At 49.2% G+C, this 24,835-nt stretch carries 22 protein-coding genes; 11 read left to right on the top strand and 11 right to left on the bottom strand.

Annotation, left to right across the window (positions count from 1 at the left end):
- Positions 1–75: 75 nt before the first annotated feature.
- From AC1RVX_RS10480 to AC1RVX_RS10450, 7 genes are all read left to right on the top strand, one after another.
- Positions 76–1,599: a flavin monoamine oxidase family protein gene (locus AC1RVX_RS10480; RefSeq protein WP_493216527.1), complete on the top strand. Its 1,524-nt coding sequence runs from the start codon at positions 76–78 to the stop codon at positions 1,597–1,599.
- Between the two features lie 142 nt (positions 1,600–1,741).
- Positions 1,742–3,187, top strand: a complete 1,446-nt coding sequence (locus tag AC1RVX_RS10475) for a YdgA family protein (protein ID WP_493216526.1) — start codon at positions 1,742–1,744, stop codon at positions 3,185–3,187.
- A 493-nt stretch (positions 3,188–3,680) separates the two neighbouring features.
- Complete coding sequence (gene yajC, locus AC1RVX_RS10470; protein ID WP_493216675.1) at positions 3,681–3,947, top strand: preprotein translocase subunit YajC; 267 nt, start codon at positions 3,681–3,683, stop codon at positions 3,945–3,947.
- 76 nt (positions 3,948–4,023) lie between these two features.
- Positions 4,024–5,901, top strand: a complete 1,878-nt coding sequence (secD, locus tag AC1RVX_RS10465; protein ID WP_493216525.1) for a protein translocase subunit SecD — start codon at positions 4,024–4,026, stop codon at positions 5,899–5,901.
- 33 nt (positions 5,902–5,934) lie between these two features.
- Positions 5,935–6,957 carry a protein translocase subunit SecF gene (gene secF / locus AC1RVX_RS10460; protein ID WP_493216524.1) on the top strand — a complete coding sequence of 341 codons (1,023 nt, stop codon included), beginning with the start codon at positions 5,935–5,937 and terminating at the stop codon, positions 6,955–6,957.
- Positions 6,958–7,244: 287 nt separating this feature from the next.
- Entirely contained in the window at positions 7,245–8,495 is a 1,251-nt protein-coding gene (locus tag AC1RVX_RS10455; protein ID WP_493216523.1) for an efflux RND transporter periplasmic adaptor subunit, read from the top strand.
- The gene (locus AC1RVX_RS10450) at positions 8,492–11,581 is read left to right on the top strand and encodes an efflux RND transporter permease subunit (protein ID WP_493216522.1); all 3,090 of its coding nucleotides are present in this window, start codon (positions 8,492–8,494) and stop codon (positions 11,579–11,581) included. The genes AC1RVX_RS10455 and AC1RVX_RS10450 overlap by 4 nt, the downstream gene beginning before the upstream one ends.
- Before the next feature lie 156 nt (positions 11,582–11,737).
- Here the strand turns inward: AC1RVX_RS10450 and AC1RVX_RS10445 are convergent, their stop codons facing one another.
- The 4 genes from AC1RVX_RS10445 to AC1RVX_RS10430 form a co-directional block, all read right to left on the bottom strand.
- Positions 11,738–12,169 carry a MarR family winged helix-turn-helix transcriptional regulator gene (locus tag AC1RVX_RS10445; protein WP_493216521.1) on the bottom strand — a complete coding sequence of 144 codons (432 nt, stop codon included), beginning with the start codon at positions 12,167–12,169 and terminating at the stop codon, positions 11,738–11,740.
- 79 nt (positions 12,170–12,248) lie between these two features.
- A complete protein-coding gene (locus tag AC1RVX_RS10440) occupies positions 12,249–12,815 on the bottom strand; it encodes a YceI family protein (RefSeq protein ID WP_493216520.1) in 567 nt (188 codons plus the stop codon).
- 68 nt (positions 12,816–12,883) lie between these two features.
- Positions 12,884–13,435, bottom strand: a complete 552-nt coding sequence (locus AC1RVX_RS10435) for a YceI family protein (RefSeq protein ID WP_493216674.1) — start codon at positions 13,433–13,435, stop codon at positions 12,884–12,886.
- A 37-nt stretch (positions 13,436–13,472) separates the two neighbouring features.
- Positions 13,473–14,000 carry a cytochrome b gene (locus AC1RVX_RS10430; RefSeq protein WP_493216673.1) on the bottom strand — a complete coding sequence of 176 codons (528 nt, stop codon included), beginning with the start codon at positions 13,998–14,000 and terminating at the stop codon, positions 13,473–13,475.
- 290 nt (positions 14,001–14,290) lie between these two features.
- Here AC1RVX_RS10430 and AC1RVX_RS10425 point away from each other — a divergent pair, with 290 nt between their 5' ends.
- On the top strand, positions 14,291–15,484 hold the full coding sequence (locus AC1RVX_RS10425) for a sterol desaturase family protein (RefSeq protein WP_493216519.1): 1,194 nt from the start codon (positions 14,291–14,293) through the stop codon (positions 15,482–15,484).
- A 152-nt stretch (positions 15,485–15,636) separates the two neighbouring features.
- On the opposite strand, the gene purB is transcribed toward AC1RVX_RS10425, so the two are convergent.
- Positions 15,637–17,004 (bottom strand): adenylosuccinate lyase, encoded by a 1,368-nt coding sequence (gene purB, locus AC1RVX_RS10420; RefSeq protein WP_493216518.1) that lies wholly within the window; start codon positions 17,002–17,004, stop codon positions 15,637–15,639.
- Positions 17,005–17,266: 262 nt separating this feature from the next.
- On the opposite strand from purB, the gene AC1RVX_RS10415 reads away from it, so the two are divergent.
- Positions 17,267–17,875 carry a glutathione S-transferase C-terminal domain-containing protein gene (locus AC1RVX_RS10415; protein ID WP_493216517.1) on the top strand — a complete coding sequence of 203 codons (609 nt, stop codon included), beginning with the start codon at positions 17,267–17,269 and terminating at the stop codon, positions 17,873–17,875.
- Between the two features lie 118 nt (positions 17,876–17,993).
- Here the strand turns inward: AC1RVX_RS10415 and bfr are convergent, their stop codons facing one another.
- The 6 genes from bfr to asd form a co-directional block, all read right to left on the bottom strand.
- The gene (bfr, locus tag AC1RVX_RS10410; protein WP_493216516.1) at positions 17,994–18,470 is read right to left on the bottom strand and encodes a bacterioferritin; all 477 of its coding nucleotides are present in this window, start codon (positions 18,468–18,470) and stop codon (positions 17,994–17,996) included.
- Positions 18,471–18,662: 192 nt separating this feature from the next.
- The gene (locus tag AC1RVX_RS10405) at positions 18,663–19,343 is read right to left on the bottom strand and encodes an energy transducer TonB (RefSeq protein WP_493216515.1); all 681 of its coding nucleotides are present in this window, start codon (positions 19,341–19,343) and stop codon (positions 18,663–18,665) included.
- 8 nt (positions 19,344–19,351) lie between these two features.
- Positions 19,352–19,534, bottom strand: a complete 183-nt coding sequence (locus tag AC1RVX_RS10400; protein WP_493216672.1) for a bacterioferritin-associated ferredoxin — start codon at positions 19,532–19,534, stop codon at positions 19,352–19,354.
- A 70-nt stretch (positions 19,535–19,604) separates the two neighbouring features.
- Positions 19,605–19,943: a hypothetical protein gene (locus AC1RVX_RS10395; protein ID WP_493216514.1), complete on the bottom strand. Its 339-nt coding sequence runs from the start codon at positions 19,941–19,943 to the stop codon at positions 19,605–19,607.
- A gap of 28 nt (positions 19,944–19,971) precedes the next feature.
- On the bottom strand, positions 19,972–20,163 hold the full coding sequence (gene hemP, locus AC1RVX_RS10390) for a hemin uptake protein HemP (protein ID WP_493216513.1): 192 nt from the start codon (positions 20,161–20,163) through the stop codon (positions 19,972–19,974).
- A gap of 307 nt (positions 20,164–20,470) precedes the next feature.
- Positions 20,471–21,319: an archaetidylserine decarboxylase gene (asd, locus tag AC1RVX_RS10385; RefSeq protein WP_493216512.1), complete on the bottom strand. Its 849-nt coding sequence runs from the start codon at positions 21,317–21,319 to the stop codon at positions 20,471–20,473.
- Between the two features lie 172 nt (positions 21,320–21,491).
- Here asd and AC1RVX_RS10380 point away from each other — a divergent pair, with 172 nt between their 5' ends.
- Both AC1RVX_RS10380 and AC1RVX_RS10375 read left to right on the top strand, forming a co-directional pair.
- Positions 21,492–22,805, top strand: coding sequence for a cyclic di-GMP phosphodiesterase (locus tag AC1RVX_RS10380; RefSeq protein WP_493216511.1), 1,314 nt, complete (start codon positions 21,492–21,494; stop codon positions 22,803–22,805).
- 21 nt (positions 22,806–22,826) lie between these two features.
- The gene (locus tag AC1RVX_RS10375) at positions 22,827–24,740 is read left to right on the top strand and encodes a PAS domain-containing sensor histidine kinase (RefSeq protein ID WP_493216510.1); all 1,914 of its coding nucleotides are present in this window, start codon (positions 22,827–22,829) and stop codon (positions 24,738–24,740) included.
- Positions 24,741–24,835 lie beyond the last annotated feature (95 nt).

Raw genomic sequence — 24,835 nt, 5'->3', positions numbered from 1 at the left:
TTTCATCATTATTGATGGAGTGGATTTTATACATATAAGCGTGCAAAAGATCACGCAAAATAAAGAAGGTTTTCTATGAATTATCATCCCGTGATCATTGCCGGTGGCGGCATTTCTGGCTTGTATTGTGCGTGGCGTCTGGCGCAGGCAGGGCAAAAAGTAGTGGTGTTGGAAGCGTCATCTGACCGTTGGGGTGGTCGCATTGAAACGGAAGACCTGGATGGCTTTATTGCCGAATGGGGACCTATGCGTTTTGAGCCTACCTTGCAGCCACGCTTTGATAAGCTGTGCCGCGATCTGGGTGTCAAACTGACAGAATTCAGCGGGCCTGAGGGGGAAGAGGTCAATGCACCTACTTACGATTTGCCTGCGGAAGAAATGGGTCTCAATTCCCTGCAATTGCTAAAACGCGGCATCATGCTGGTGATGGGGCAAGACCCGCAAGATCAGGCCTGGATAGATAATCAGACTGAAGCCGATTACCAGCGCATGCGCAAGCACGCGCAACTCAATGGACAGCCGCTGTGGAGTATGGGCTTCTGGAATGCGCTGTCCGCTGAAGGCGTGCTCAGCCATCTGGCGCTGACCAAGCTGAGGGACACCGGTACCTTCTACCATATGATTCCCGAAAACCTGAATGCCATTGAATGGATTATCTGGTGGTTGCGCGCGTTGAAAACTGTCGGCCAACAATTGGCCAGTGTCGATGGTGGCACCGCAAAACTGACCGAAAGTCTGATGGCAAAATTGCGCGGCTCAAGCAATGTCACCTTGGCGGGTGGTCATATGCTGACCAGTTTCAAGCAGGTTGCCATGGGCCAACCTTTGCTGGAACTGGAAGTACGTACCAAAAGCGGCAGCATACAGTTACAGACCGATAGACTGATTTTGGCGCTGCCAAGAATGCCGCTGGTGAAACTGGCTTCCTGCCTGCCCGAACATGTGGCTTCGCAACTGGATGCCGTCAATGGCTTCCCCATGCTGAAACTGTTCTTCGTGACGGATTCACCCTGGTGGGATTATGCGCAACGACCGCAGCAGTACGCGAGCTGCCTGCCTACCCGCGAGATTCATTATTTCCGCCGCCCACAAGGCAAGGACAAGGATGGTCATGGCATGGTCTTGCTCTACATGGACCGTCCGTCGACTGAATTCTGGAAGCATTATGTGATGGAGTCTGACCGTCATGACCGGGCTGAAATCGACCAGAACGTCAAAATTGTGGACGCTTTCTCACTGTTCGTGGCACGCGATGTGAAACGTCTCATTGATATCAAACGTTCTGGCTTGAAACTGACGGATCAGGCTCAGCATATGTTTGAAGAAAAATCGCTGGAAGAAACCCGCGACTACATCAAGAATTCCATAGTCACCTATGGTATCCGCGACTGGGCCAGGGCGCCATATGGTGCAGCCAATCATGGTTGGCAACCGGGTGTGCGCTCATGGAAAGTCATGGATGTGTTCAAGGCTTTTGACTTTGGCAGCGGTGCCAAGAATATCCATATTGTTGGCGAGGCTTATTCCGACTACCAGGGCTTTGTCGAAGGTGCCTTGAATACGTCCGAACTGGCATTGGCGACGATAAAAAACACCTGATCTCGCGTGCCATGCGCAAGTGTGGTTTTGGTGCAGAGACAGATCATTTATTTGAGCGTGTAACAATGACAAGCGAATTGAAGCTTGTTACACTTTCCGCTCTTATTGATGAAAAGCGTTTTTGCCACTACGGAGGAAGTCTGTGAAAATAAGTGCGCGCTGGATTGTGTTGGTGGTGGTAGTGGCGGTGGCCTATCCTGCCGCCTCCTGGTACACCGGGAAACGTGTGGCTTCCAAACTCATGGCGTCGAAAGACCAGCCCATGCAGACGGCTTTCATCAAACTGGTGAAGCAGGATTATCAGCGTGGTGTGTTTTCATCTGTCGAAGACACCACGATTGAACTCAACCTGGCCGGTATTCCCAAACCCGGCCAGCCAGCTCCTTCTGGTGCTGAGACAGCTGGTGACAATACTGGTGCTGATCCCGCAGCCCAGGCTGCGCAAATAGCGCAGGCAGCCAAAAGTGTGCCGCTGCCGGCGATACAGTTGCATTTCATCAGCCGTATCCAGCATGGGCCTTTTCCTGGCCTGCGCAGCTTCGGCGCGGCTTCCATCAAGACTGAACTGGTGTTGGATCCGGCCAGCAAGGCGCAACTGGAAAAAATATTCGGCAATGCCAATCCCTTGCAAATCAGCTCCAGCCTTACCTATGGCGGCGCGGGGCATTTGACCTTGTCCAGCCCGGCTTTCTCCACCATTACCGACAGAGACCGCGACAAACTGGCCTGGCAGGGCTTGAATATGGAGTTAGATTTTGACAAGGATTATAAAAATTTCCGCGTTAATCTGAATGCACCAGGTTTGACGGTGGATAGCCTGGAAGGCCAGTCTTTCAAGATGGGCGCTATCAGCATCAAGGGTGACGCCAGCAAGGCTTATCCTACCGGATCTTTATATGTAGGCAAATCCGAGAGCACGTTGGCCAGTATCAGTTTCAGCGACAAGGCTGATGCAAAGAAAAGTTTTTCCATGCAGCAGTTAAGCTTGAATACGGATGCCAGCATCAAAGATGATTTTTTGTCAGTATTTGCCAGGCTGGGTGTCAGCAAGTTCATGTTTGATCAGCAGGAATTCAGCGACTTTCATTATGATTATGGGCTGAAACATTTGCATGCCCCTTCCATTTCCAGGATTTCTGAAGTCTATTCCAGCACCACTGCTGATCCTGAAAAAATGGCAGCCCTGAAGGCAATGTGGGAGCAGGTGGGACCAACCATCATCAATGGTCAACCAGAACTGGTATTGGAACGCATTAGCATTGTGACCAGTGACGGCGAGGCAAAACTGACGGGTGGAATGAAATTGGCGGACACCAATGTCACCGACATCAGCAATGTGATGGCTTTGTATTCCAAAGTCCAGGGTAATCTGGATATTACCTTGACGGATGTGCTTGTCAGCAAGCTGGGTGGTGCTTCGCAAAAAGACCCGGAACTGCAAAAGGCGGCACTGGATGCCATGAATCAGCAAATCACCAACTTTGTCGAGCAGGGTTATATTAATCGCAACGGTAAACTGCTCAATGCCAAACTTGAATGGGCGCAGGGCAAGTTGACAGTGAACGGCAAAGCTTTTGAAAGGCCGTGACCACAAGAACCTGTTTCCGATCTTACTGCGCGAGCGCAATCGGAGTTCACGCGGGGCTCATGTGCTGCTCAAAATGCTCATGTACCAGAGTACATTCCGCTTTTTGCACTGCGTTTTATGTTGGCCTGACCCCGCTGACGCTCGCTCGCTACAGATCGTAAACAGGTTCTAAGGGCAACACCATGATGTTGCCCTTATTTTATTTGTAGCTTTGGCAAGAAGTTGAGGCTATAAGCAGTTTTTCTCCTTTCCCACCCCTGAATCATCTTGTATATGCTGACAATTGAAAGCAATTGCTACGTGCAATGCTAAAATACGGGGCTTTGCCAATTGAAAATTAAACTTTTGGCGCTATATACCAATAATTGCAACAAAATGTATCCGCTTTTGTGTCGCAAAACTGCTTATGTATTATTAAAATGACAGGAGTCTGAACGTGTTTATTTCCAATGCTTACGCGCAATCTGCTGGTGCCGGTTTCGACGGTAACCTGATGAGTTTCCTGCCGATTATCCTGATGTTTGTGGTGCTGTATTTTCTGATGATACGTCCACAGATGAAACGTCAGAAAGAGCAGCGCACCATGATGGATGCGTTGGCCAAGAATGATGAAGTCATTACGTCCGGTGGTGTATTGGGCAAAGTGACCAAGGTTACTGATGCCTATGTCACCATCGAAGTGGCAGCAGACACAGAAATCGTGGTCCAGAAAGTAGCGATTACGATGTTGCTGCCCAAGGGCACGATTAAAACGCTGTAATCAGCACATACAGGCAACGCAGTCCTACTATACCGGGCTGCGTTGTGCTTTTTAGCTTCCAATTATTTTTCCCATTATGAATCGCTATCCACTCTGGAAGTATCTACTGATTCTGATTGCGCTGGTCTTTGGTGCGCTGTATACAGCCCCGAATTTCTTTGGCGAATCACCCGCAGTACAGATCAGCAGCGCCAAAGCCACGCTCAAAATTGACTCCAGCATGATGCCTGTTGTAGAACAAGCCCTGACAAGAGGTGGTTTGAAAAACAAGGGACTGGCATACGAGAACAACGGCGTGCAAGGCACGATACGCGTGCGTTTCGAAGACACGGATACCCAGTTCAAAGCCAAGGCTTTGCTGGAAAAAGAACTGAATGTCGACCCGACTGACCCAGCTTATACCCTGGCATTCAATCTTTTGTCGAATACACCCAACTGGTTGCAAAGCCTGCATGCCTTGCCTATGTACCTGGGGCTGGATTTGCGCGGTGGTGTGCATTTTCTCATGCAGGTAGATACCAAGGCAGTATTGAATAAGCGCGTGCAGGGTCTGCTGTCCAGTACCCGTGCCACCTTGCGTGACAAAGACGTGCGTCATGCCGGTCTCAGCCGTGAAGGCGATCAGATCAAGGTCAAGTTCCGTGATGCAGATACCCGTGAAAAAGCCAAAGCAGTGTTGAGCAGCCAGATGAGCGATGTGGATCTGCTGGATGTGGCAAGTACGGATACCAGCGAATTTAATTTGCAGATCAGTCTCAAGGCCAAGGCATTGAAAGATGTTGTCGCTGAAGGCATCAAGCAAAATATTACAGCCTTGTCCAAGCGCGTAAATGAACTGGGCGTGGCAGAACCGATTATCCAGCAGCAGGGTGCTGATCGTATCGTTGTTCAATTGCCTGGTGTGCAGGACGTGGCGCGCGCCAAGAGCATCATCAATCGTTTGGCAACACTGGAAGTACGTTTGCTGGACGATAGCGTAATTGGCCCGGTTGATGCCAATACAGCTGTACCATTTGGTTCTGAAATGTATAAGTCCAATCGTGGTGAAAACCTGATCCTGACCAAGGATCCAGTCATTACTGGCGATGATATTACCAATGCAACGGCCAGTTTTGACCAGCACCAGCAGCCAGCCGTCAGTGTTGACCTGAATGGCGATGGTGGTCGCAAGATGGGGCAGGCTACCAGCACCCGCATCGGCAAACGTATGGCGATTGTGCTGTTTGAAAAAGGCAAGGGCGAAGTGCTGATTGCTCCAACCATCAATGATGAATTGCGTAATCGTTTCATCATTACAGGCATGGGCTCTACCGCTGCTGCCGGTGACCTGGCTCTGTTGCTGCGTGCTGGTTCGCTGGCGGCGCCGATGGAGATCATCGAAGAACGCACCATAGGCCCGCAACTGGGTGTGGAAAATATCAAGCAGGGCCGCAATTCGACGTTGTATGGTTTTGCCGCGATTGCCATTTTCATGATGGCGTATTACCTGATGTTTGGCTTCTTCAGCGTGCTGGCCTTGTCCGTCAACCTGTTGCTGCTGGTAGCTTTGCTGTCACTGTTGCAGGCAACGCTGACATTGCCGGGTATTGCTGCGATTGCGCTGGCGCTGGGTATGGCGATTGATGCCAACGTACTCATCAATGAGCGGATACGAGAAGAATTGCGGGCTGGGAAAACACCGCAAAAAGCCATCGAAGAAGGGTTTGGTCACGCCTGGGCAACCATTCTGGATTCCAACGTGACGACGCTGATTGTAGGTTTGGCATTGCTGGTGTTTGGTTCCGGTGCAATTCGCGGCTTTGCTGTCGTGCATTGCCTGGGTATTATTACTTCCATTTTCTCTTCTGTATTCGTATCGCGTGGTGTGGTTAACTATTGGTATGGAAGGAAGAAAAAATTGTCCTCCATTTCTATTGGCCAGATCTGGAAGCCAACAGAAAATGCTGTGAAATAAGCGCACAGCCAAACAAGAATACAGGACTACATTATGGAATTATTCCGCATTAAAAAAGACATTCCGTTCATGCGCCATGCGCTGATATTCAATGTCATTTCTGCACTGACTTTTGTTGCTGCCGTGTTTTTCCTTGCACACAAGAGCTTGCATTTTTCTGTCGAATTTACCGGCGGTACAGTCATGGAAGTGACGTACCCGAAAGCGGCAGATGTAGATGCTATCCGTAAAACGATAGAACACCTGGGTTTTGACGATTCGCCAGTGCAGACTTTTGGCAAGGCGCAAGATGTGGTGATCCGTTTGCCGGAAACCAAGAAAGATGCCAAAGTCCCCGTGTCTGACAAGGTATTTGAAGCCTTGTGCAAGACTGAAAATGGTAATCTGACAAAAGTTGTTAGCAGTGCTGAAAGTGGCTCAGCAGCAGAAAAAATGGTCTGTCAGGATGCCGCAAAGAATGAACCGGTAAAACTGCAAAGGGTGGAGCTGGTCGGCGCACAGGTAGGTGATGAACTGGCGCATGATGGTTTGATGGCCTTGTTGTTTGTGGTGCTGGGCGTGATGATTTACCTGGCCATACGTTTTGAATGGAAATTTGCGGTAGCGGCTATCGTCGCCAATTTGCATGACGTGATTATCATTCTTGGCTTTTTTGCTTTTTTCGAATGGGAATTTAATCTGTCGGTATTGGCTGCGGTGTTGGCAGTGCTGGGTTATTCGGTGAATGAATCGGTGGTTATTTTTGACCGTATCCGCGAAAATTTCCGCAAGCAACGCAAGATGTCGGTGACGGAAGTGATTGACAATGCCATCACCAGTACGATTTCCCGTACCATTATTACCCACGGCTGTACACAGATGATGGTATTGTCGATGTTGCTGATTGGTGGCCCGACTTTGCATTATTTTGCCGTCGCTTTGACGATAGGTATTTGCTTCGGTATTTATTCCTCTGTGTTTGTGGCAGCCGCGATTGCGATGTGGCTGGGCGTGAAACGGGAAGATTTGATCAAGCCGGTCAAAGAAAAAGATGATACAGATGGCGCTGTTGTTTGAAACGCAGCAACTCTGTCGCTTCCATGTAACGGAAGGTATCTAAAATAAGAGCCAGCCTGTGTGCTGGCTTTTTCTTTGTTAGCATTTCGTGTCTGAACTTTTGATGTTGATTTGAGTCTTAGAAGCAATTGCAATTTGGTATGTCTTCCTTACGCCGCCATCTGGATGGCAGTGGTAAAAATGCTTAAACCGCTTATACTTTTACGGTAGCCAGTTTGGTATGGGGACAGTTTGTCAGCCTGATTTTGCAATGACTTCTTAGAGTTTCTGCACTGGATAAAAATAATATGAGTAAATTCAAAACCTTGATCATCGTTGCGGCGATAGCGGCAGTTTCTGGAGTGACTTACACAGTATGGAAATCTTCTGTCAAAGCAAATGCTGAAAATACAGCCAAATCAGCAAATGGTCCTGGTGGCACGCAAAATCGTCCCGTGACTGTGTCGACGGTGATTGCACAAAAACGTGATTATCCGGTACGGTTGACGGCCAATGGCGTTGTATCTGCTCTCAATACCGTAGATATACGTCCGCAAGTCACCAGTACGATTGCAAAAGTACATATCAAGGAAGGACAGTTTGTTCGTGCGGGTGATGTGCTGTTCACATTGGATAGCCGTCCGGATGAAGTGAATCTGGCCAAGGCACAGGCGCAACTTGACAAGGACCTGGCGACGTTAGCTGACAATCAGCGTCAATTGGTGCGCAGTAAAGACCTGGTAGAGAAGAAATTTGTTGCGCAAAGTGCCGTGGATACCAGCCAGACTCTGGTGGATACCCAGCAGGCCGTAGTGGCCTCAGACAGGGCAGCGGTTACCGCTGCCCGTGTTGCTCTTAGCTATAACCGCATCGTGGCTCCGTCTGCAGGCCGTACCGGTATCATCAGCGTGTTCCCCGGTTCGCTGGTGCAGCCAAGCCCGACGGCTGCTGCTCTGGTAACGATTACACAGATGGACCCGGTGACAATTACCTTTCCTTTGCCACAGCGCAATTTGCCGGATGCGCTGGAGAGCATGAAGCGGGCGGACAGTTTTGTATTAGCCAGTCTGCCGGACAACAATGCCAAGTTCAAAGGCAAATTGCAGTTTGTCGACAATGCGGTTGATGCTGCTTCTGGTACCATCAAGGTCAAGGCTGTATTTGACAACAAGGAAATGAAGCTCTGGCCCGGCGCTTTTGTTAATCTGGAAATGAGTGTACAGACCTTGAAGGATGCTGTCGTCATACCGCAAGATGCAGTTGTCGTCGGCGCTCGTGGTAATTCGGTCTATGTGGTTGATGCCGAAAACAAGGCTGTCATGAAAGCTGTTGTCGTGACGAATAGTTTCGGCAATGATGCGGTGGTCACAGGTATTGAAGCCGGTGCCAAAGTGGTGCTGGATGGAAAACAAAATCTGCGTCCCGGTGTCGCCGTCAAGGAACGTAATGGCGATGGCAAACAAGATGGTTCTGCTAAAAGTGACATAACTGCTACGGGTGCTTCCACAGCTTCTGTTCCTGGTAGTGCGTCGTCGGCTTCTGCAGCGAGTGCGCCATGAATCTGTCTGAACTGTTTATACGCCGTCCAGTTATGACGGTGTTGCTGAACCTGTCAATTGTGGTGGCTGGTATTTTGGCATACCGTTATATCCCGATTGCGGCCTTACCTAGTTATAACACGCCAGTGATCAGCGTGAATGCCAACTTGCCTGGTGCCAGTCCGGAAACCATGGCAACCTCAGTTGCATTGCCGCTGGAAAAGCAGTTTGCGACTATACCTGGTTTATCCGTTATCAGTTCCAGCAATACGCTGGGTTCTACTTCGCTGACTCTGGAATTCGACCAGAACCGCAATGTCGACGCAGCTGCTGTGGACGTGCAGGCAGCATTATTGAGGGCTGCCCGGTCCTTGCCGGTGGACATGACATCGCCACCATCATATCGCAAGGTGAACCCGGCCGATGCGCCGGTACTGTTTATTGCCCTGACTTCACCTTCACTCAACCTGTCTGAACTGACCAGCTATGCCGAACATCTGATTTCACCCAATCTGTCGACCCTGGACGGTGTAGCGCAGGTGAATATTTTTGGTAGCAAGCGTTATGCAGTACGTATACGCGTGATGCCGGACGCCCTTGCTGCACGTAACATGACGCTGGATGAATTATCGGCCTCAATCAAGACATCCAATGCAAATACGCCAGTCGGCACACTTGATGGTGACAAGCAGACCTTGACGTTACTGGCGAACAAGCAACTACAAAGCGCGGCCGAATTTGCTGATCTGGTAGTAAGCAACAAAGGCGGTCAGGTAGTGCGCTTGCGCGAAGTGGCACAGGTCGAAGACAGCTATGAACAGGTGAAGACTGCAGCCAATTTCAATGGTGAAAGTTCGGTCACCATGGGGATTCAAAGGCAGACGGATGCGAATACTGTCAAGGTCGTGGATTCCATCAAGGCAGCCTTGCCAGGCTTCAAGGCGCAGCTACCGGCATCCGTCAAAATTAATTTGGTGAATGACCGCTCGGTTTCTGTTCGTGACGCTTTGCATGACGTTAACCTGACTTTGCTGTTGACGATTTTTCTGGTCGTTGTCGTTATCTTCTTGTTCTTGCGTCGTTTGATGGCAACCATCATACCGACCTTGTCATTGCCGGTGTCTTTGGTGGGGGCGATCAGCCTGTTGTGGGGCTTTGGTTATACACTGGATAATGTGTCTCTGCTTGGTCTGACGCTAGCCGTTGGTTTGGTGGTGGATGATGCGATTGTGATGCTGGAAAACATCATGCGTCACGTCGAAAATGGCGAACCACCGTTCAAGGCGGCACTGCAGGGATCTCGTGAAGTTGGTTTTACCATCATCTCCATTTCCACTTCGCTGGTGGCCGTATTTATCCCGATTTTCTTCATGCCTGGTGTGATCGGTCAACTGTTTCATGAATTTGCTGTCATCGTTACCCTGGCGATTGCAGCTTCGGCCTTTGTATCGCTGACCCTGGTGCCAATGCTGGCCAGCCGTTTCCTGAAAAATGAACATGAGCTGAAAGAACCGCCCAAAGCGGTGGCAGCCATGTTGCATGTGTTTGAAAACAGTTTTAATTCATCCCTTCGTACTTACACCCGTGGGCTGGATTTGGCTTTGCGTCACCGTGGAATTGTTTTGCTGATTGCATTAGGGACATTTGCCGCGACTGCTTACCTGTTCAATATCATTCCTAAAGGGTTTTTCCCGCAGGAAGACATCGGTCAGATCAATGTCACGACGGAAGCGTCGGAAGAAACCTCTTTCCCTGCCATGGTGAACTTGCAAGACAGGGTAGCCAAGATCATTCGTGATGACCCGAATGTGGCCACTGCCACGTCTTTTAACGGCGGAGGTGGTGCACAAAATACCGGACGCATGTTTATCAACCTCAAACCGCGCAGTGAACGCAAACCGATGAAAGATGTGGTCGATGGCTTGCGTAAGAAGCTCAATGAAGTGCCTGGCATTGCCGTGTTTTTGCGACCTACGCAAAACCTGCAATTAGGCGGACGCCCAAGCAAGAGCCAGTATCAGTATATCTTGCAAAGCGTGGAAGCCAGTTCACTCAGTGACTGGGCCATCAAGCTGCAGGAAAAGTTGCGCGCTGATCCCGGCTTTAAGGATGTCACCACTGATTCACAACTGAAAGGTCTGCAGGCCAGTATAGATATCGACCGTGATCGCGCCAATGGGCTCGGTGTCAACATGGATAGCATACGCTCGGCTTTGTACAGCGCCTTTGGCGAACGGCAGGTATCTACCATGTACACCAACGTGGATAGCTATCAGATCATCATGGAAGTCGCGCCGGATGCCAAGAAGGATGAAGATGCCATCAACGGTATTTATGTTCGTGCCAATACCGGCGCTCTGGTCCCCTTGTCCAGCCTGGCCACCGTCAAGCGTACTGTAGGGCCAACCGCAATTAACCACGTAGGCCAGTTGCAGGCGGTTACCGTGTCTTTCAATCTGTCTCCAGGTACGGCATTGGGTGAGGCGACTAATCGCATAGAAAAATATAGAGAAGAAATCAAGTTGCCAGCCTCCATCATTACCTCCTATGGAGGCGATGCAGCGGTGTTCAAGGATTCGCAATCTGGTCAGGTGATATTGATCGTGGCAGCCTTGCTGGTTATTTATGTTTTGCTGGGCGTACTGTATGAAAGTTATATTCACCCAATCACGATTCTCGCGGGTTTGCCATCGGCTGCAGTCGGTGCATTGTTGACTTTGCAGTTATTCGGCGAAGACCTGACGCTCATAGCAACCATAGGTATTTTGCTACTGATTGGTATCGTCAAGAAAAATGCGATCATGATGATTGATTTTGCGTTGGATGCACAAAGACATAACAACATGACGCCGACAGAAGCGATACGCGAAGCCTGTATTCAGCGTTTCCGCCCGATCATGATGACAACTCTGGCTGCGCTGGCAGGTGCCTTGCCGATTGCGCTGGGTCTGGGGGCCGGTGCAGAATTGCGTCAGCCTCTGGGGCTTGCTGTGGTTGGTGGCCTGATCTTTTCACAAGCGATTACCCTGTTCATTACACCCGTAATTTATCTTGCACTCGACAGGTTCAGCGGTAAAGGTCCTATCGTTGGTGATCGCCTGAATTAATCCGCCGCACAGGTTGCCGCATTGGTATCTGTACGCATGAAAACCCTTTATCCGTCTTCGCCATGCGGGTAGAGGGAGTAATTGAAATGCCTGATTAAGCTTCGTGGAGAATCAGAATAAGAGCGTGTCGCAGTATATGGATACGGTCTGTTGCCATTAATTGTCGTCGTGCAGATGCTGTTTGAGCTTGCCGAGAGCGGTTTCCAGTTGCAGATAATCTGCCTCTGTATAACTGTTGAAACGCAGTTTTCCGCTTTGTACTACTTTGGGAAAGATATCGTTAAATGTGGCTTCGCCACAGGGCGTCAGTTTGACAAACAATTGCCGCCTGTCGTCGTTGCCACGGTCGCGTTGTACCAGGCCTTTTTGTTCCAGTCGATCAAGTACGCCGGTCAGGGTCCCTTTGGTGATCAGGGTTTTTTCACCCAATTCCTTACAGGTCATGCCGGGAGTATTGCCGAGGGTGGCAATGATATCGAATTGAGAATGCGTAAAGCCGAGCTTGCGCACTGTCCTCGTCGAGGAGTGCTCAAATAATTGCACGCATTCGAAAAGTAATCGTATGCTGCGCAGGAAGCGTTCACCCATAAGAATATTCTAAATGTGAAGGTTTGATCCGCACCAGGCGGATCAAACCTGAAAGCAAAATGACAGCTTTTGGGCTATCTTAGTCTGCCTTGATGGCTTCGACCTGGATCGCCAGTTTTACTTCAGGAGCAAAAGGTGGGGATGCATAGTTCATGCCAAAGTCGGTACGCTTGAATTCTGCCGTTGCATCAGCACCGCAGGCTTCTTTCTTGAACATTGGATGCTGGATGCACTTGAATTTGTTGATGGTCAGTGTGACTGGTTTGGTCACGCCCAACAATGTCAGTTCACCCTGAACGGAAACTGGTGTATCGCCTTCAAACTTGATGGATGTGCCTTTGTATGTCGCTGTCGGGAATTGGGCAACATTAAACAAGTCTTTGGATTTGGCGTGTTCATTCATTTTTCCATGACCAAAATCAATGGAGCTGGCATCGATGGTGATATCAACTGTACCGGTTTTTGCCGCACGATCCAGAACGATCTTGCCTGTTGTTTTGGTGAATTTGCCACGCCATATGGAAATGCCCATATGGTCAGCTTCAAAACTTGGGTAAGTATGGTTGGATTCGATGTTGTAAGTCTGTGCAAAAGCAGGTGCTGCACTGATCAGCAAAGCGGCGGCGATAAGTTGGGTGATTTTCATGTGTTACTCCTGGTCTGGAAAATGAATATAAAAAATATGACGTAATCGTTTTGATGTTACGTCGGGGCTTACGGGGTGGTGACTACGTGGAACTTGATTTGTACTTCATCGGCAACCATGCCTGTATCTTTCCATTCGCCTTCGCCGATATTGAAAGCGAGACGTTTGATAGGAAGGCTACCGTCAAATACTTGATTATTGCCTTCTTTTTTGACGCTCAGCGGGAAGCTGACATCTATGGTTTTACCTTTGATGCTGAGCTTGCCGACGACATCGAGTTTGCCCGCTGCGCCTGCTTTCATGGACGTGGAAATAAAGCTGGCCTTTGAAAACTGGGCTGCGTTAAACCATTCTTTTTTCAAGACTTCCTTGTTGTATTCAGCATCGCCCAGATCAAAACTGGTGACATCAATATCAACCGTCGCCTTGGATGCTTCCGGTTTGGCAGCGTCATAATCGATATTGGCTGTGAATTTTTTAAACTTGGCGTCAACCGGTACATTCATTTGCTTGAAGACGATCGTGACAGCACTCTTGGCATTGTCCAGCTTCATGATGGCGGCCATGGCCGGTGTAATGATGGCCAGTGCGACTGCACTGGACAGCAAAATTTTCTTCATAGTGGGTGATGACATAAAAATTCCTGATAAAAGTGAATTAATGACCGGGACGCATGCGATTCAAGAGCCCGTCCTTGTCGATGAAATGGTGTTTCAGTGCAGCGGCTACATGCAACAAGACCAGCGCCAGCATGACATAGTTCAAACTTTCGTGAACTTCTTTCAAGGTCTCTTTCAGTTCTGGATTAGGACCCATCAGTACCGGCAATTGAAACAGGCCCAGGTAGACCACAGGGTAGCCGGAAGCCAGCGTATAAAAATAACCTGACACCGGTACGGCAAACATCAATACGTACAGCAAAATATGCGTGGCATTTGCTGCCTGCACCTGCAACTTGCCCATGTTGGCCGGATAAGCGGGCGCTTTGCCAAACAGGCGGCTAAGCAGACGTATGGCGACCAAAGCCAGCACAGTCACGCCCAACCACTTGTGATAAGAGTAATATTGCAGCTTGGTGGGGCTGAACTTCATGTCCGTCATGATGGTGCCAAGTGCAAATGCGGCAACAATCAACAGCGCGATGAGCCAGTGCAGCACAATGCTGGCGTTGGAGTATTTTTGCATTTCAGGCATAGGGGCTCCTCTGATGAAAGAGATAATTAGTTCTAAGTAGGACTAATATAGCAAAAAATAGAAAAGCTTGCTGACCGGCCATTTATTTTCCAGCCGTAGCGAATCACATCATAGTAGGAACAAAGTGGGCTTGTTGCAAAATCAAGATGAACTGGCTGCGGTTTTTCAGTTTTATGGCTAGCGGACACTGGTCTGCCTTACAAATTGCAGCAATCTTTTTCACGGCCAGGTAATTAAGTCTATTATCATAGACGTATGTTATTAATTTCATCATAGTCACAATGAAACCTGAAATTCTGGAAAAAAAACTGGTCGAACCTGCAAAGTCCGTTTTGGGGAACGTCAGTCAAGCTGTCAGTGAGACCACAGATTTGCTGGATCAAAGCGGGCCGCTGGAACCGGGCACCGGATTGGCCAGCGGAGTATTAGCGCTGACCCTGGCTTTTCTTTGCCTGCTTGGCGTATTGGCTTTTCATTTTCCGCAATACCTGACCACACCAGAACTCAGGCACAAGTATTCACCTGATCTGATCCGGCATATCCTGTTTGCGGCCTTGCTGTTATCTGGCGTCATCAGTTTGCTCAATGTCTTGTTCAGGCGACGCCGTGGTTTGAATGGAGTTGCCGGCATGCTGGTGTTTGCCAGCCTGGCACTAGGTGGCTCGCATGTTCCTGTGGCTGATTTTCCAGACCATACGCCTTATATAGGTCTGGACTGGTTCATTCTTGATCTGCTGGGGTCCACCATCATTTTCGTGGCGATAGAAAAAATCTTTCCGCTATATAAAGGGCAGTTGATTTTCAGGCGCGAATGGCAAACCGATATGGTCCATTTCGCTGTCAATCATTTCATCGTTGGTCTGGCTCTATTGACTGTCAATTTTGCTATTCACAAACTGTTTGGCTGGATGGCGCATGACAGCGTACGCGCATTTGTGCAGTCGATTTATTTCTTCCCGCAATTGCTATTGTGCATTCTGGCAGCGGACATGGTGCAGTACTGGACCCACAGGGCGTATCATGAAATTCCATTTTTATGGCGTTTCCATGCAGTGCACCACTCAGCCAAAACCATGGATTGGCTGGCCGGTTCACGGCAGCACATCCTTGAGCTGATTGTTACGCGGGTTGGCGTGCTCGGTGCCTTGTATGTACTGGGTTTCGACAAGACGGTGATGGACTGGTACATCATCGTGGTAGGTTTCCAGGCAGTGTTCAATCACGCCAATGTGCACTTGCCATGGGGACCGATTAAATACGTGATCGTCACACCGGATTTCCATCACTGGCACCACTCATCCGATGATGTGGCCATCGACAGAAATTATGCGGCGCATTATGCCTTCCTCGACCATATATTTGGTACGGCGATCAAGGGGCAAACAGGCTTCCCGGAAAAGTATGGCGTACAGGGCGACTATATGCCTGACGGTTTCGTGAAACAGTTGATGTTCCCGTTCCGTTCGCAGAAATAAATAATTAAGTAAGACCAAAAGGCTCACCACAGAGACACTCAGACACAGAGAAAAACAAAAGAGAGAAAAGCAATGTGATGCAAGCTTGCTTTTTCTCTGCTTTTCCTCTGTGTCTGAGTGTCTCTGTGGTTAATGGTCTTCTTGATTAACGATTAGATAGCTTTTGCCAGTTTCGCAGCGATGCCGATGTAATTTGCCGGTGTCATTGCCAGCAGCAAATCCTTAGCATCGCGTGGGATAGCAAGACCTTCGACAAACTCTTGCAAGGCTTCCTTGGTGATGCCTTTGCCGCGTGTCAGTTCTTTCAATTGTTCGTAAGCGTTTTCAACCGCATAGCGACGCATTACGGTTTGTACCGGCTCTGCCAATACTTCCCAGGTTGCATTGAGGTCAGCAGCCAGACGTTCAGGGTTGGTTTCCAGTTTATTCAAACCGCGCAGGCAACTATCATAGGCCAGCAGGGTATAACCAAAGGCCACACCGATATTGCGTAGAACTGTAGAATCAGTCAGGTCACGCTGCCAGCGGGATACCGGCAGTTTTTCGGACAGGTGACGCAGCAGGGAATTGGCAAGACCCAGATTGCCTTCAGAATTTTCAAAGTCGATAGGATTGACCTTGTGTGGCATGGTGGAAGAACCGATTTCTCCCGCCTTGGTTTTTTGCTTGAAGTAGCCGACCGAGATATAACCCCAGATATCGCGATTCAAATCCAGCAGGATGGTATTGACACGGGCGAAGGCATCAAACATCTCGGCCATGTAATCATGCGGTTCTATCTGTATGGTGTACGGGTTGTAAGTCAGACCCAGACGCTGTTCGATGACGTTTTTGGAAAAACTTTCCCAGTCATGATGCGGGTAGGCGGACAGGTGGGCATTGTAATTGCCGACTGCGCCATTCATTTTTCCCAGGATTTCAACCTGTTCAATACGTTTGATGGCGCGTTGCAGACGGGCTACGACATTGGCCATTTCTTTGCCCAGTGTCGTCGGGCTGGCAGCCTGGCCATGGGTGCGTGACAGCATGGGCACATCGGCATTGGTGTGTGCCAGTTCAGTCAGTCTGTCGATCAGCTTGCGTAGCGATGGCAACATGACATCATTGCGCGCAGTCTTCAGCATCATACCGTGCGAAGTGTTGTTGATATCTTCAGATGTACAGGCAAAGTGGATGAATTCGCTGGCGGCAACCAGTTCTGGTACATCCTTGACTTGTTCCTTCAGCCAGTACTCAACTGCTTTGACATCGTGATTGGTGACAGCTTCGATATCCTTGATGCGTTGTGCATCAGCTTCAGAAAATTCGGCAACCAGTTTGTCCAGCAGGGCAATGGATGCCGGAGAAAAAGCCTTGATTTCATCAAAACCAGCCTGTGCCAGGGCTTGCAGCCAGGATACTTCGACTTTGACGCGGTGACGCATGAAGCCCGCTTCAGACAGGGTGGCGCGCAAAGCATCCACTTTGCTTGCATAGCGGCCGTCGAGCGGGGAGAGGGCAGAGAGTGAAGATAGGGACATGATGGACAAAAGTAGAAGAAAAACAGAAAGGCTTGCGCAAAAAACAACAATACTTTAACTTATGCAAACATTTGTTGTTTTGCAAAAGTTAATTTTTGTAGCTTAAAAATTGGTTTTTTTGTGCCGAATATGCGATTTTACCATTTGATTGCCTTCAAACAGCATAAACACTTGCTTGTTGCCGCTATGCAAGTAGCCCCGTTCTGCATGGGATTCCATGCGTGGATGCTATAATCCGCGCTAAACCTTCTATCCGATTCCTATGAAACTAATTGGCTCCATCACCAGTCCCTTTGTAAGAAAAGTCCGCGTTGTCATGGCGGAAAAGAAACTCGACTACGCCTTCCTCCAGGAAAATGTCTGGGCGGAGGATACCACTATTCAGGACTCCAATCCCCTGGGTAAAGTACCTTGTCTTTTGATGGAAGACGGCGGAGCTATGTTTGATTCGCGTGTCATCGTTGAATATCTCGATACCTTGACACCTGTTGGCAAGCTTATCCCTGCCAATGGTCGCGAACGCGCCGAAGTCAAATGCTGGGAAGCCCTGGCAGACGGCATACTGGATGCTGCTATTCTGATCCGCCTGGAAAGAACCTTGCGCCCGGCAGAGCAGCAAAGTCAGGCATGGGTGGACAGACAAATGAGCAAAGTGTTGTCTGGTCTTAAATCCATGTCCAGTGGTCTGGGTGAGGCGCCATTTTGTTCTGGCACCCATTTGACGCTGGCCGATATCAGTGTTGCGTGCGCGCTGGGCTGGCTGAGCTTCCGCTTCCCGGAAATTGACTGGCGTGGCGATTATCCGAATTTAGCCAAATTGTTTGACAAGTTGTCGGAACGTGCTTCCTTCAAAGACAGCTTGCCAGGATAAGTCTGCAGTAAAAATAAAAAAAGGGGTGACGCTTGCTTGTCATCCCTTTTTTTGATTTTGAGCCAATCATCCCGCAACTGCAATCAGTTCTGCTATGAATAACACAGCTGTGGCTGGTTTATTCGTCTGTCGACAATTGCGACTGCAGGTAATTCTGGATGCCAATTTTTTCTATCAGCTCTAGTTGAGTTTCCAGCCAGTCTATATGTTCTTCGGTGTCTTCCAGTATCATCTGGAACAGATCACGCGATACATAGTCACCTGCAGTTTCGCAGCAAGCAATACCCTCTTTAACCGTTTTTTGTGCAGCTGTTTCCAGCTTCAGGTCACACTGCAACATTTCATGCGTATCTTCACCGATCATTAACTTATGCAGGGCCTGCAGATTGGGCAAGCCACCCAGCATGAGAATGCGGTCGATGAGCTTGTCGGCGTGCTTCATTTCACCGATGGATTCAGCATATTCCTTTTTCGCTATTTTTTCGAAACCCCAGTGTTTATACATGCGCGCATGCAAAAAGTACTGATTAATGGCGCTCAATTCATTGGTTAATTGAGCATTCAAGAGTTTGATGACTTTTGCATCGCCTTTCATGGCTTTCCTTCCAGATTATTGGCTTTTGATAACAACATCATAGAGCATATGAATAAAAAAAGAGGCAAGACTTGCAAATAATGCAGCCTGCCTCTGTCGTTGCCATACTTCAATTATCAAAAATAAGGCAGACGGGATGGGGAGATCCCTGGTGTCAGCTTATTTTGACCATGGCACTAAAACTTAAATGGTCTAGGTATTCAAACTAAAACTGATCGTCGCCGTGGCAATCACGGTCAGTGCTTTACCGTCTTCCAGATAGGGCTTGAAAATCGCACGCAAGATCGCTGTTTTGGCGGCGTCGTCCAGACGGTTGGAGCCTGAAGATTTTTGGATATCGACTTTTTCGGCGATGCCCTTTTCATTTACTAAAACCCGTAATGTGACTTTGCCTTCTTCACCCATGCGACGTGACATTGGCGGGTAATCTGCCTGTGGCGGACGCAGATACTCGACGGCACTAATCTGTTTTGGGGGAGCAGCTTGTGCCGATGTACTAGTGGCTTCTGCCTTGGCTGTGACAGTTGCTGCTGGTTGCGGTGTTTGTACTGAAGCCTGTACGGTAATTTGATGTTGTTCTGCCGGAATATCAACGACCGGCGTGATCTGCGGCACGATAGGTACAGGGGTAGGCAGACTGGCCAGTTTTTTGGTCGGGACAGGTGCTGGCGGTGGTTCTGGTTTGATGACGGGGGGCTGCATGATCGTCATGATCATTTCTTTCGGCAATATCTGCACCGCATGAGAAATCAATCCATGCTCCAGCGCATAAAACAAGCCAAGGTGAGCCAGCACTATGCAGGCAAAAGAAACTATCCGGGATTTGGGTAGCGGTGCTGGGGCGGTATCGTGACGAAGTGTGAGTGCGGACATGATGATCCTCAGGCAGGCTGAGCGCTGGGCTGAAAATGTAATTGCTGTATGAAATTTTGCAGACTTGACGATTTACTGGTGTGCGTCTCCATGCAGTCACGCATAACTTGGCGGGCACAACCTGCACATTTACCGCAGCAAGTGCCTACGTCCAGTTGCTCGCGCAATTCAGACATAGTGGTCACACCCATGGCAACAGCCTGGTGTATCTTCTTGTCAGAGACATTATTGCAAACACATACAATCATGAAACCAGCTCCATTAATTCAAATCTCGTCGGGTGCCGGCCAGCAGCCAGCCCAGTCTGTGCATTTTGTTTTGCTGTGAAGTTTTTATCTCCACCAGACTCGCCCATTGTTCGGACAGTTGTTGGCAGGTGGCCTTCAATACCGGTGCCAAATCCGGTAAATTGGCCAATGCTTTCAAATGACGCTCTATCACCGATGCCAGTCTGGTCCTGGACTGTTCTGCATCGCTTTGTGTGCTATTGACTGTGTAGTGCGACATCAGGTGCAAGACGGCTGACACCAGCAGTTCCGGTTGACTTGATTTGCCCGTCAATGCAGACGGGTCAGCATTCATTGGCGTTTCATCCGGCATAGTTACGCTCCATCAGTCAATAACAGCTTCAGGCAGTCAATATCAGCTTGTTCAGTTGAGTGATACGCAGACGATAAATCCGGCCTTCGTGATCAATTTCAACTTCGCGTTTTTGCTGCATCAGGTCTGCACTCTTGAGGCGAGGTACAGGCGTTTGCGGTTGTATCGCAACAGGTTCTGTTCCCGGTTTCAAGTCTTGAATAGCATCATTCGTAGTCATATTTTACCTTGCAAATCTAAACGATAACAATTCTTATTTAGATTATTGAATATTCGCATAGGTTTGGCAAGCGTTTTTTATGCAGTGTTTGATGTGCAGCAGTTATCGCTGGAAAACACCAGAGTTTGTCCGACACATTCGAGGAGGTTTACGCTGATATTTCCCTTTGGGAAACTATGCGCAATATATACAGAGGTCTGGCAGCAGATGCTGCCAGATGGAATGGTCAATATGACATGGCTTTCAAGCTGAGGCCTGTCAATTTATGAGAGGAGTATTCGTGGACTTTATGAGGGTACAGGCTGGCTCAGCTTGCCAGATTGGCCATAGCTTCGCCCATACATATGGATTTTTCCACTGCCCAGTCCGGATTAAAGGCCAGCGTATTTTGAGGAAATAGCATAACAACCGTGGATCCGAGCAGGAAACGCCCCATTTCTTCACCCTTTTTCAGGATGATTTGCTGATCGTCATAGCGCCATTCGCGTACTTTTGCGCTGCGGGGTGGATTAACCACACCATGCCAGGTGGTTGCCATACTACCGACTATGGTGGCACCAACCAGGGTTAATACAAAGGGGCCGAAGGCAGATTCAAAAACGCAGACCACACGCTCATTGCGGGCAAACAGGCCCGGCACGCCGCGCGCCGTGGTGGGGTTGACGGAAAACAAGGCACCTGGCACGTAAATCATGCGCGTCAGACGGCCATCGCAAGGCATATGGATGCGGTGATAGTCACGCGGACTGAGATACAGCGTTGCGAAATTACCATTATTGAATTGTGCTGCCAGGCTGGCATCACCGCCCACCAATGCAGTAGCAGAATAGCTATGGCCCTTGGCCTGGAATATCTGACCCTGGGCAACCGGCCCGAACTGGCTGATAGCACCATCTACTGGGCTCAGCAAGTCGCAGCTCGCCAGTGGGCGCGCACCGTCCCGCAAGGGGCGGGTAAAAAATTCGTTAAAGCTGGCATAGCTGCTGATGTCAGAGTTTGCCGCTTCATTCATGTTGACCTGGTATCTGCCGACAAACCACTTTATGACGCGAGTAGTTAGTTTGCCTGCTTTGGCGTTGGCAAATTTTCCGGCAAATACGGTCAATGCTTGTTTTGGCAACAGATATTGCGGCAGGACAGCGAGGCGATCAGACACGTTAATTCACTCACAAAAAGTTCAAGTCAGCGATTATAACGTTGCATTTGGATAAAGCTGATTTTTCTGTGCGTATCGTTCCTGAGCAGTCGGACATATTTCCGTTGGTCAACTTTTTGCAAATGCAGGGTGCATATGCTATCGTCAGAAGAAATACCTATAATTGCCGCCCATGTCCGATGACAGCCAGTTAATTGTGATTGATCAGATCAGGATAGGAATGTTCATCAAACTCGATCTGAGTTGGTTTGAACATTCGTTTCCCATGAACTCGTTCAAGATCACCAGCCAGCAACAGATCGACGAGCTGATGGCCCTGAAGCTCAAGCATGTGCGGTATATTCCATCCAAATCGGATCCTGTATCTACCACGCCAGTTGTCAAAAACATTGCTGCAGCGCCCACGGCAACAACTGCACCAGCTGTGGCTGCTGGTAAGGTATATGCCAGTATTATTGACGCCAAGCGAGCCCGCTTTGAAAAACTGCAAAAACAGCGTGAGGAAATCGCTCGTTGTGAAGAGAAATTTGTCGAGGCAGCGAAGGTCGTCAAAAGTATCAACAAGCTGATTTTTTCCCAGCCTGCAGAAACGATACAGGAAGCCGGCAAGCTGGTGGACAGCATGGCTGAAGTATTTCTCAGTGGCACGGATACCGTCATGCATCTGATACAGCAGGCGGCGGGTAGTGAAGAGATGTATTTCCATACCCTGAATGTGTCGGTACTGGCCATGATGCTGGCGCATGAAATGAAATGGTCCCCGGCACAAATCAAGACGGTGGGTATAGCCTCCCTGTTCCATGACCTGGGTAAGGTGAATGTGCCAGAACATATTTTGAATAAAACCGAACCCCTGACCAAGGTGGAACAGAATTTTTTTGAATTGCACCCCCAGTATGGTGTGGATGTCGGAAAAAAGGCCGGTCTGTCCACCACAGTGCTGGATGTCATCGCCCAGCATCACGAATTTATGGATGGCAGCGGATATCCTCACCACCTGAAGGGTGATGAAATACGCATGCCAAGTCGCATCGTGACAATTGCCAATGTGTATGATAATTTGTGTAATCATAATGACCCAAGACAATCCTTGACACCACACGAAGCACTATCAACCATGTATGCCCATCGCAGGACGCAATTTGATCAGGCGGTGATGGCGACGCTGGTCAAGAGCCTGGGAGTGTATCCACCAGGTACGCTGGTACGACTGTCGAATGAAGCCATAGGACTGGTGATGAATGTGAATGTTGGCAAGCCCTTGCGCCCGCGTGTGCTGATGTATGACGCTGAAATACCTAAGGAAGATGCCATCATTCTGGACCTGGCGGAAGAGAGTAAGGAACTGTCTATCAGCGCCAGCATCAAACCCGGTTTGCTGCCAAGGGCAATTTATGAATACCTGAACCCACGCAAACGGGTTAATTATTATTTTGATTCACAGTCGAAGAAACCCCAGAACAATCCCTTGCCTGGCGCGCGCTAACCGGAAGTCATCTACACCAGTATGTCACAGCCCTCATCGACATTGAGTAATGGTTTGCTGCGGCATATGATAGACCACAGTCGCGAAGCCGTGCTTGTGGTGGATAAACTTCAAATGACTGTGGTGGATGTCAATCAAGTCGCTTGCCAGATGCTGTCGTATAAGCGTGCCGATTTGCTGGGGCAACCGCTGGCACATGTTGAATGCTCTTTGCAAGACGTGTTTTTTTGGGAAGCTTTGCACGCCGATGTTGCCGACCAGGATGTCACTGTGGCCGAAAGTGAATGGCTGACGCATAGTGGCTCATCTTTTCCTGTCGAAAAAAGAGTGTCTGCATTCAGTGACGAAGGACAGGATTATTTTGTCATTCATGCTGAAGATATCACCCATCGGCGACAGCTTGCAGAAGGACAGGTACACCTGATCGCACAATTGCAAAGCTCACTGGATGCGACTGCTGAAGGCATATTGTCGGTAGACTTGTACGGCAATATCATCAATCTCAATAAACGCTTTTCTGGCATGTGGCAGTTGCCGGATGAATTGCTGGCAGGTCGCGACGAAGCACAAATATTTGCTTACCTGAAAGCCGCCTTGCAGGATGCCGATGGTTTCTTTCTCAACCTGCAAAAAGTATTGGATGACCCCAACCTGGAAACGGAAGATTTGCTGATCCTGAAAGACGGTCGTTATTTTGTTTGTGTTTCCAAGCCCGAGTTCTTGCGTGATCGCCGCATCGGGCGTGTATTCAGTGTGCGCGACATCACCCAGATGAAGGAGGCGGAACGTAGTCTGGTGGCTGCCCGTGATGCTGCGCAGCAAGCCAGCAAAGAAAAATCACGCATGGTGGAAGCGCTGTTGGTCAGTGAGTCACGTCTGCGTCGCCTGGTTAACTCCAGTCTTATTGGCATCATGCAAGGTAGCCTGAATGGCAGGCTGACAGAAGCCAATGATGTCTTGCTGCAACTGGTCGGGGTGACCCGGTCAGAATTTATTGATTCGGGCATGAACTGGCTGGATAAGGCATCGGGGGAAAGCCATGTCAGTCATGACAAGGCACTGCAGGAGTTGCGCCTGCATGGTCAGGCTAAACCTTATGAAGGTGAAGTGATACGCGGAGATGGAATTCGTATTCCTGTCATGGTTGGGCTGGCGCAGCTTGAAGGCTCGTTCGAAGAATGGGTAGGGTTTGTACTCGACTTGACCGAGCAGCGCAAAGCTGACCGCATCAAATCTGAATTTATTTCCGTCGTCAGTCATGAGCTACGCACGCCTTTGACATCGATACGCGGTGCCCTGGGTTTGCTGGAAAGCGGTGTGGCTGGTGAACTTGCACCCAAAGTCATGCAACTGATCAAAGTCGCACACAAGAATTGTCAGCGACTGGGGGTGTTGGTGAATGACATTCTCGACATGGAAAAACTGGCATCCGGCAAAATGGTCATCAATATTGAACGTTTTGATTTGGTAGCTGCCACCCGGCAGGCGATAGAAGCCAATGCCGCCTATGCCCAGGCATTGAATGTACGTTACCGTATCTTGACCTACCCCGCACAGGCATGGGCCATGGGGGACAGCGAACGTGTAATGCAGGTGTTTGCCAATCTGCTGTCAAATGCAGCCAAGTTTTCGCCGACTGGCGATGAAGTCGAAATTCATATCTCTGAAATATCGGGAAGTTATAAAGTCGAAGTCCGCGACAAAGGGCCTGGTATATCTCCGGCGTTCAGGGAGCAGATTTTCAAGAAATTTGCACAGGCTGACGGTACCAATACCAGACAACAGGGCGGGACAGGTCTGGGCCTGAATATTACCAAGACCTTTGTCGAAAAAATGGGTGGCGAGATAGGCTTTGATACAGAAGTAGGCAAGGGAACCGTATTCTGGTTTACGCTGCTGGCCGGTGTAAAGCGCCGTGATGACAGGGGCTCCTGAACTGGTTTCAGGTAGCCATGACAAATGTCGCTACTCATGGATGTGGGGGCGTGTCAGATATTTTTTAACTAAATGAATGGTAGTTAAAATCTATT

It is taken from the genome of Undibacterium sp. GW821-FHT11B02 (genome assembly GCF_058808955.1).
This window is presented reverse-complemented; position numbering and strand designations above follow the sequence as displayed.